At 71.5% G+C, this 9,131-nt stretch carries 5 protein-coding genes and 1 pseudogene; 1 reads left to right on the top strand and 5 read right to left on the bottom strand.

Annotation, left to right across the window (positions count from 1 at the left end; all coding sequences use genetic code 11):
* The 4 genes from AC1DW0_RS29415 to AC1DW0_RS29400 form a co-directional block, all read right to left on the bottom strand.
* On the bottom strand, nt 1-1,131 hold a 1,131-nt coding region (locus AC1DW0_RS29415), incomplete at its 3' end, for a methyl-accepting chemotaxis protein (protein ID WP_477949603.1).
* A gap of 144 nt (nt 1,132-1,275) precedes the next feature.
* Nucleotides 1,276-3,138, bottom strand: a complete 1,863-nt coding sequence (gene mnmC, locus AC1DW0_RS29410; protein WP_477949601.1) for a bifunctional tRNA (5-methylaminomethyl-2-thiouridine)(34)-methyltransferase MnmC2/FAD-dependent 5-carboxymethylaminomethyl-2-thiouridine(34) oxidoreductase MnmC1 — start codon at nt 3,136-3,138, stop codon at nt 1,276-1,278.
* Entirely contained in the window at nt 3,135-3,758 is a 624-nt protein-coding gene (locus tag AC1DW0_RS29405; protein ID WP_457356653.1) for a Rossmann-fold NAD(P)-binding domain-containing protein, read from the bottom strand. The genes mnmC and AC1DW0_RS29405 overlap by 4 nt, the downstream gene beginning before the upstream one ends.
* Before the next feature lie 4 nt (nt 3,759-3,762).
* Nucleotides 3,763-7,998: an SNF2-related protein gene (locus AC1DW0_RS29400; RefSeq protein WP_477949599.1), complete on the bottom strand. Its 4,236-nt coding sequence runs from the start codon at nt 7,996-7,998 to the stop codon at nt 3,763-3,765.
* A gap of 201 nt (nt 7,999-8,199) precedes the next feature.
* On the opposite strand from AC1DW0_RS29400, the gene AC1DW0_RS29395 reads away from it, so the two are divergent.
* Nucleotides 8,200-8,811, top strand: a complete 612-nt coding sequence (locus tag AC1DW0_RS29395) for a hypothetical protein (protein WP_056196196.1) — start codon at nt 8,200-8,202, stop codon at nt 8,809-8,811.
* 110 nt (nt 8,812-8,921) lie between these two features.
* Here the strand turns inward: AC1DW0_RS29395 and AC1DW0_RS29390 are convergent.
* Nucleotides 8,922-9,131 (bottom strand): annotated as a pseudogene (locus AC1DW0_RS29390) (hypothetical protein); the annotation flags it as partial.

Genomic DNA, 9,131 nt, shown 5'->3' with positions numbered 1-9,131 from the left:
GTGTGCGGCCGGTGCCCTGGGCGCTGCCGGTCGGTGGGCCGCGCCGCCGCTGAGCTTGAACACACCGATGGCCTCGGCCATGCGGGCCGATTGCTCGCGCAGGCTTTCGGCCGCGGCGGCGGATTCCTCCACCAGGGCGGCGTTCTGCTGCGTCATCTGGTCGAGCTGCACGACGGAGCCATTGACGACGCCGATGCCCTCGCTCTGCTCACGCGCCGCGGCGCTGATCTCGCCAATGATGTCGGTCACGCGCTGCACGCTGGCGACGATCTCGGTCATCGTCGCGCCGGCGTCCTGCACCTGCTGGGTACCGGAGTCCACACGCTCGACGCTGGCACTGATGAGGCTCTTGATCTCCTTCGCGGCCTCGGCGCTGCGCTGGGCCAGCAGCCGCACCTCGCCGGCCACGACGGCGAAGCCACGGCCCTGCTCGCCGGCGCGGGCCGCTTCCACGGCGGCGTTCAGCGCCAGGATGTTGGTCTGGAAGGCGATGCCGTCGATGGTGCCGATGATCTCGTTGATCTTGCGCGAGCTGTGGCTGATCTGATCCATGGTCGCGACGACCTGCGACACGGCCTCGCCGCCGCGCCGGGCGACGCTGGCGGCGGAGCTGGCAAGCTGGTTGGCCGTCATGGCTGCGTCGGCCGTCTGCTTGACGGTGCCGGTCAACTCGGACATGGAGGACGCGGTGTTCTGCAGATTGCTCGCCGTCTGCTCGGTGCGCTGGCTCAGGTCCAGGTTGCCGGTGGCGATTTCGGCGCTGGCCGTGCCAATGCTGTCGGCGGCTTCGCGCACCTTGGCGATGAGTTTTTGCAGCCCTTGCTGGGTGTCGTCCAGCGCGCCGAGCAGGCGTCCGACGTCACCACTGCCGCCGCGCGGAATGGGGTGGGTCAGGTCAAAGCGAGCCAGCGCCTCGGCGGCCTCGGTGGCCGCATGCAGGCTGCCGCCCGAGCCGCCACTGGTCAGCAGGCCGAACAGGCCGGCCACCCAGGTGAGCGCCAGAACGGCATACAACCAACCCTTGGCGGCGCCGGCGGTGTCGCCCAGGCCGGACAGCGCCATGCCGGCGCCCACGGTGACCACGCCGAGCACAACGCCCAGAGCCAACTTCAACCGCTGCGAACCGCTCATGCCGTCGTCTCCATCAGATAAGGAAAAGGACACCGGCCAGGCCGGTGTCAACAGCGCAGTGTGCCGTCGGCTCTGGTGGGGCGGAAGAGCGATATGGGGGAGGAAGCGGCAATAGTTGCCCGAACCAGGGCCAAACAGGCCGGCTCAGCCGCCCGGCCTGCGTCGCTGGCGCAACGCGAAGCGCAGCGGGTCGACAGCGTCCAGCAGCTCGGCCTCGAGCGGCCGTGGCGAGCCCAGGGCCAGCGCCGCGACCAGGCGCCCGGCCAGGGCCGCCCAGGTGATGCCTCGCGAGGCAAAACCGGTGCAGGCGATGAGCCCCGGCTGGCGTGGCTGCAGGCGCAGTTGCTCGGCCGCCTCACCGGGAGCCGCCAGACCGCCGATCAGCGGCAGGCGGTCCGGCGCGATGAGGCGCCAGGCCACGCGGCCGGCGAGCGGCGCCTGCGGCGGGGTGGCCAGGCCGGCCAAGCGCGCGTAGCGGGCGAGGTTGTCGGCCTGATCAACCTCGCGCAGCGCCGGGTCGAGATCACCGTCCTGGGTCGTCGCACCGCACCACAGGCCGCCGCGGCCATCGGCGATGGCGTAGCCGTCGCCGGCGATGGGGACGATGGGGCACCAGGGCGCTTCCGGCAAGTGGGTCAACTGGCCGCGCTGCACGGTCAAGCCGGCAGCCAGTTCGCCGAGCAGCGACAGTTGGCCATGGCCGCCGGCCAACACGACAAGGGGCGCCTCGGCGATGCGATGACCCTGGGCATCCCGCAGGCGCCAGCCGTCGGTGGCTGCTTCCAGGGCGGCGACGGGGCTGCCCAGTTTCAGGGCGACCCCGCTGGCGGCCAACATGGCGCGGATGTAGGCGGCCGGGTCCAGCGCGCCACCACCGGGATAGAACCAGGCCGGGTGGGCGAGGGCGGTGCCGGCCAGGATCGAGGCGCCTTCGGCGGACAGGGCCTCGACATAGCCCGGCGCGCCGCGCATGGCGGCCAGCGGCAGTCGCGTCTCCATCCTCAGCAGGCCGCGCTGATGAGGCAGGGCGAGCTCCGTCAGCAAAGCCTGCGTGGCCAGCGCCGCGGCGCGGTTGAAGCGCGCGTGCGGGCCGTCGTCCGGGTTGAGGGTGCCATGGAAGAGGCCGGCCGGGTTGCCCGAGCTGGCTTGGGCCGGGCCGGGCAACGCATCGACGACGGTGCAGGCCACGCCCGCCCGCGAGAGCGCCAGCGCGCAGGCCGCACCCGCAAGGCCGGCGCCGACGATGACGGCCTGCTTCGCGCCGGGCGCCAGCGGCTCGCGGCCGGCCGGCCGCTGCGTGTGCCGAGGCGCGAACCGGGCGACGGTCATCTCGGGCTTGTTGGCAAAACCTGGCGCCAGGCGCACCTCGAAGCCCAGTGCGGTGAGCGCCCTGCGCATGGGCCGCGAGATGCTCCACGTGGCCGCCGTCGTGCCGGGCACGGCGTGCCGGGACAGGCTCTTCAGCAGCCATTCGTCCCACAGCTCCGGGTTGCGCTGTGGCGCAAAGCCATCGAGGTAGAGGGCATCGGCGTCCAGTACCAGTTCGCGCAGCAACTCGCGTGCATCGCCCAGGCCCAGCAGCAGTTCGACGCGACCGTCCTCGAAGCTCAGCGTGTGCAGGCCGGCGGTCAGCGGCGGCCAGCGTTCGACCAGTTGGGCCGCCAGGTCGGGCAAGGGGCTGGCCGCATGGACGCGGGCCAGATCGTCGCGCTTCAGCGGGTGCTTCTCCACGCTGACGAAGACGAGGCGCTCGCAGCGTGCCGGGTCTTGCTGCCAGGCGTTCCAGGTGGCGAGGAAGTTGTTGCCCAGACCAAAGCCGGTCTCCAGCACGACGAAGCGCTCGCGGCCCTGCCAGCGGCCGGGCAGGCCGTTGCCGGCGACGAACACGTGGCGGGCCTGGGGCAGGGCGCCTGCGCGCGAGTGATAGACGTCTCCGAAGGTGGGGGAGGCCGGTGCGTCGGGGTCGGAAAAGTCGACCTCGGTGGGCTCGATCGCCGGGGACTTCATTGGCCCATGCGTTGCATTTCGCCGGACTCGATGATGCGCACGGCCGGGCCGGGGGCTTCGAGGGCCAGGCGCATGGCCCGTGCAATGCGCTGCGGCGAGATGGGGCGCCAGGTGCCGGGAATCAGCCCGGCCAGCGGCCGTACCAGCCTCAGCGTCCAGGCCTCCGCCGTGCGGTGCGGCTGGTCCAGCTGCTCCCGCTCGCCGTCCAGCAGGGAAGGCCGAGCGATGACGAGGCGCTCGAAGCCGAGTGCGATCAGCGCGTCCTCGGCCTCACCCTTGACCTGGTTGTAGAAGACCGGCGAACGCGCGTTCGCACCGAGCGCCGACACCAGGCCGCAATGCGTGGCGCCCGCCTCGCGCGCCGCGCGGGCGACGGTGAGCACTGCGTCGAAATCTGCTGCGCGAAAGGCCTCGCGCGAGCCAGCCTGGGCCATCGTCGTGCCCAGCGCGATGAGCACGCAGCAGGGGGCGGGCAGGGCGGCGAACGAGCCGGGCTGGGTGTAGTCCACCGTCGTCATGCCCGGCAACGGCTTGCGCGCCAGCGCGATGGCGTCGGGCCATTCGGCGCACAGTGCGCGGCCGACGAGACCGGTCGCGCCGGCAATCCAGGTGCTTGTCATCTAGCTAGTCCTCGAGCAGAGCGGCCAGCGCCTGCGCGTCCAGCGGCGAAGCCTGTTCATGGCCCTCGAGCATGCCCTCGGCCAGGCCGCGCTTGTCGCGGTGCAGCTCGATGATGCGCTCCTCCACCGAGCCGGCCGTCACCAGCCGGTAGACGGTGACTGGGCGCTGCTGGCCCATGCGGTGGGCACGGCCACTGGCCTGGTCTTCGGCGGCGGGGTTCCACCAGGGGTCGACGATGAGGACGTAGTCCGCCATCGTCAGGTTCAAACCGAACCCGCCGGCCTTCAGGCTGATGAGGAACACATCGCCCTCGCCACGCTGGAAGGCCGCCACGCGCTTGGTGCGCTCGGCCTGCGGCGTGCTGCCGTCCAGGCGCTGGAAGGGCAGGCCCATCTGCGTGAGGCGCTCGCCCAGCAGGTCGAGGTAGTCGGTGAACTGGCTGAAGACGAGGGCCTTGTGGCCTCCCGCCACCAGCTCGCGCACGATGTGCTCGAACTCGGCCATCTTGGCTCCCACCAGGCCCAGCTCGGGTGACACGAGGCGCGGGTCGCAGGCGGCGCGGCGCAGGCGCATCAGCTCGGCCAGCACCTGCATGGGCGCGGCGCGCTCGCCGCTGGCCGCTGCCGCGGCCACCGCTGCTTGCGCGTCGCGGCGCAGGGCTTCGAGGAAGTGGCGTTCCTGCTCGCTGGGCTCCACGCGGTGGACGATCTCGGTGCGTGGGGGCAGGTCTTGCAGCACTTGCGCCTTGGTCCGGCGCAGCAGGAAGGGCGCGACGATGCGGCGCAGCCGGGCGCGGGCCGTCGCGTCCTGCTGGCGCTCGATGGGGCCCGCAAAGCGCTCATTGAACTGCTGCGGTGTGCCCAGCAGGCCGGGGTTGATGAGGTTCATGATGGACCACAGGTCCGCCAGCCGGTTCTCGACCGGCGTGCCGGACAGGGCCAGGCGGAAGTCGGCATCGAACTCGGCGACCGACTTGGCGCGCTTGGTGGCGGCGTTCTTCAGCGCCTGGGCTTCGTCCAGCACCAGCGTGGCCCAGCGGCGCGCGGCAAAGCCCTCGGCGTCGATCTGCGCCAGCGCGTAGCTGGCGACGATGACATCACCCGGGCCGGCGGCTTGCAGCAGCGCGCTGCGGTCGGCGGCTTCGGCGTAGACCTGCACATTCAGCCCCGGCGAAAACGCGGCGCACTCGGCCGCCCAGTTGCCGCAGACCGACGTGGGCGCCAGCACCAGGGCCGGGCCCAGCGCGCTGCGCTCGATCAGCAGGGCCAGCGTCTGCACCGTCTTGCCCAGGCCCATGTCGTCGGCCAGGCAGGCGCCAAAGCCGGCGGCGGCCAGGCGGCTCATCCACGCAAAGCCCTCGGCCTGGTAGGCACGCAGCTCGGCACGCAGGGATTTAGGCGGCTGGGGCTGCAGCGCGGCGGCGGCCGTGAGCTGCTCCACCCGCGCCCGCCAGGCCTTGTCGCCGCCCAAGCGCACGCCGGCCAGGCCCTGGTCCAGCCAGGCGGCGCTGGCATTGGGCAGTTGCAGCTCGCCCTTCTTGGTCTGGGCCAGTGAATCGAGGTCGCGCAGCTGCTGTCGCAGTTGCTCGGACAGCGCCAGGTAATGCCCCTCGGCCATGCGCACGAAGCGGCTCTTGCTGGCGCGGCTCAGGGACAGCAGCTCCTGCAGGCCGACGACGCGGCCTTCCTCGACCTGCACCTCGCCGGTCACGCCCAGCCAATCGCGCCCGCTGCTGACCTCGATCTGCACCGCGGCGCCGTCCACCGGCAGTACGCGCATCGGCTTGCCCTTGGGCCAGGCCAGCGCGGCGATTGCCGCCAGGCCGGGCAGGCGCTCCACGGCGGCCAGCGCCTCCTCGGCATCGGCCAGCAACCAGGGCTGGTCGGGCGGCTGCTCGGGGTCGAGAAAGGGCAGGGCTTCGATGACGGCGGCGCGGTGCTGGGTCTCGGCACCCAGGTCACGCTCCGTGGCCAGGCTCAGGCCCTCGTGCAGGCACATCAGTCGCGCGCGGCCCAGGCCCGGCGTGACGGCGGGGCCGAAGTCGCCAAAGGGTTGGGCCACGAGCAGCAGCGACAGGCCCTCGCCCTGTGGCGTGAGGCGGGCATGCAGGCGGCTGTCGCCGGCCACGCGCTGGCCGGCGTCGGCGTCGGAATGGAGCTGGAAATGGCCGGTCAACACCTGCAGCGCAGCGCCGAGTTCGGCCGTGGCATTGGCCGGTACCTTCCAGCCCTGGGCGACCAGCTCAGCCACGCGGCGCTGGGTGGGCGTGATGCGGATCAGCCGCGCCCGGCTCGGCCCCTCGCGCAGCACGCGCTGGGTGTTGCGGCGCTCGCGTTCGGCCTCGGCCTGGGCGCCGTGCAGCATGCCGGCATGCGGCGACTCGGCGGCGACCAGCGGTGGGTGGAGGTGGAACTCGAAGGCGGCATTGGCGTCCTGGCCAACCCGCCGAATCTCCAGCTCCGGCAGCCCCTCGCTGAGCTCCACCCACTGCCCCGGCGCGTCGGCAAACATCAGGTGCGGATGGCCGATCAGTGCGACCAGGGCTTGGCTCACGTCCAGACGCAGATCATGCACACCGGCCCAGGCGTCGCGCTCGATGTGGCGCAGCACCAGGTTGTCGCGGCTGCGCTGGGCGCCTTGCTTCTTGAGCTTGGCCAGCGTCACGGCCTTGAACTTGAGGCCGCCGCGTGCGCCGTGGTTCATCTCCAGCGGCTCCAGCGTGTGCACGCGGCCGGCGTTGTCGAGCTTGAGCTGCCAGGCCAGCTCAGGCTTGGTGGCGCTGCCGGCGGGCTTGCCATCGTCACTGAGGGCGGCGATGGCCGCGAGGGCGTCCTGCCAGGCCTGGCGCGGCTGGCCGAGGAAGTTGGCAACGCGGGCCGGCCCGGCGCCGCCCAGTTCCAGGCGCTGCAGGGCTGCGCTCAGATAGTCGGCCAGCAAGGCTTCTTCTGGGCCGAGGCCGGCGAGCACGGCCTGTGCGAGCTGGGGCGTCCAGCCGGGTGCTGGCTTGCCCAGCCAGGCGGTGAGCAGCAGGCGGTCCACCGGCGCGGCATCGCCCGGCGTGCGGGGCGTGAAGGCGGCTTCCAGAAAACTGTCCTCGCCCAGCCGCACGCCGATGCCGTGGGCCCACAGGCCCCAGGCCTCGTAGGCGGTGGGGCTGCGGCTGCCGGATTCGGCGATGGCGTATTTGCGCGCCTGCGCCCAGGCCTTGGGGTCGTCCTGGGCCAGCAGGCTGAGCAGGTACAGGCGCGCGGTGTCCAGCGACAGCGCGTTGCGACGGCTGCGGCTGGCGGTGTGGATGGCCTTGATGGCGGCCTCGAAGCCGGCGCTGGCCTCGGCCCAGCGGCCATCGACGAGGGCGCGGGTGGCGGCCAGCAGCGTGACGCCCGGGCCGGCCAGGCCGCGCAGATGCTGCTCGGCGCTGTCCAGTTGCAGGGCCAGCATGTCGGCCTCGGCCAGGCGGGCGTGCATGGGAATGCTGAGCGTGCCGGTACCGGCCTGCAGCCAGGTGCGCAGCTCGGCACGCACCGGGTGGCCGGCGGGCAGGACGTCCAGCAACTGGCCCAGCAAGGTATCTCGAAGATCCGGGTCGATCTGCGCCAGCAGCCCGGGGCACCAGGGCTCGATCAGGGCCTGTAGGGTCAGCATCGGCGGGCTCAGTTCCGGCAATCGGGTGGCGAGCAGTTCATGGAATTCGGCGGCGGGCATGCCCGAGAAGATCATCAGCCGCAGCACCGTGCGCATGTCCTCGGGGCTGCGGAAGTTGACCCAGGCGATGGGGTCCTGCCAGTCGCCCCGGCCCGAGCCCAGCAGCCACAGGCGCTGGCGCCAGTAGCGCTCGTGGCCGGGGGCGGCAAGCAAGGTCTGCAGACGCTCGACGTGATCGATCAATGAGACGCGCGTGCCCTTGCCGTACAGCCCCTCGGCACGGCGCTGGGCGACCAGGGCCTGCAGGCCATCGCGCGTGGCGTAGTGGTCGAAGGTCTCGCCGTTCGCGCGCTCGCGGCCGGTCAGCGACAGCCATTGCATGACGGCGTTGATGCTGGCGGTGCCGCCCAGCAGCAGCAGGGCGTCGAGCAGGGTCTGCAGGTCGGCCTCGGGCAGGGCGCCGGGGGCGGCGAGTTGCTCGGTCCGCTGGGCCGCTTTGGCTTCCTGGATCTTGCGCAGCATCTCCTGGGCGGTGACGACCGTGCCATCGGGCAGGTTGAACTTGAGCGAGCTGTCGAGCGGGGGGCGTGCCATGGGTGGAATTAGATCAGCCCCTCATGGGAATCCGGGGTCGGCGGCGCCTGTGTTTCAACGGGTTCGGCAAGCGGCACCCGCCTGTAGCAATTGAAACCATTGCACGCCTGCGGGAAGCGGCATTGATACCGCCGATCCAGACACTGATTTGCATCGCGACACGTCGTCGTGAACCTTTTCAAACCCCACAGGGAGATCACCATGTCTTTGCGTCACATCCTCATCGGCGCGGTCGCGCTGGCCTGCAGCGCCGCGGCTCAGGCGGGCCTCGTCAACTACAGCTTCGTGGCCAAAGGCCTGGACGCGGCGACCGGCGGAACGCTGTCGGGCAGCTTGGTGGTGGACATGGATGCCGTCGACTCGGATGCGGGGCCCACGCGCGGCCTCTATGACAGCGGCGCCAAGATGTCGGGCGGTGTTTCAGGTGGCGTGCAGGACGGCATGGCATACACGAATGAGAGCAAGCGGATCTTCGTCGACGCGGATATGGACAGCTTCTTCAGCTTCATTGACCTGAACGATCCGTGGCCCGTCTTCCAGCTGTTCTTGGAGGGGACAACGGGCGTGGATGCGCTGACGACCGGCGCCATGCCCTACCTGTATTTGGAGGACTTCCAGTCCCGTCATGAAATCCGCTTCCAGATGCCCAACGAGAAGCAGTACCGCTACGAGATCACCGCGTTGACCAGTACGGACGTGCCACCCCGCGATGGCGCGCATGAGCTGCCGCTGCCCGGTACGGCGCCGCTGGTCCTGGCGGCTCTGCTGGGCCTCGGCTGGGCCAGGCGCCGGGCCGCCACGCAGCTGCCTTGAGGGGCCAGCTGCCGATGCACGAGCCGTGAGCCGCAGAGGTTGCAGCAGCGGTCGCCCAGCAAAAACGGCCTGCCCCGTGAGGGACAGGCCGCGCAGGCGATGCCTTGGACTCAGCGCTTGGGCTGCGTCAGGCGCGGGCCGTTGTTGTGGCGCGGGGCGCCGCCGGCGTTGCCGCGGGCTGGTTGGGCGCCGGCTGCGCGAGGGGCGTGCTCGGCATGGGGCTTAGGCGCGGTCTTGGCGCCGCCCACGCCGGTGTGGCCGGCGGGCTTGCCGCCACGACCGCCACCGCCACCGCCACCGCCGCCTGCGCTGGGCCGGCC

It is taken from the genome of Roseateles sp. P4_D2, from assembly GCF_056401875.1.
This window is presented reverse-complemented; position numbering and strand designations above follow the sequence as displayed.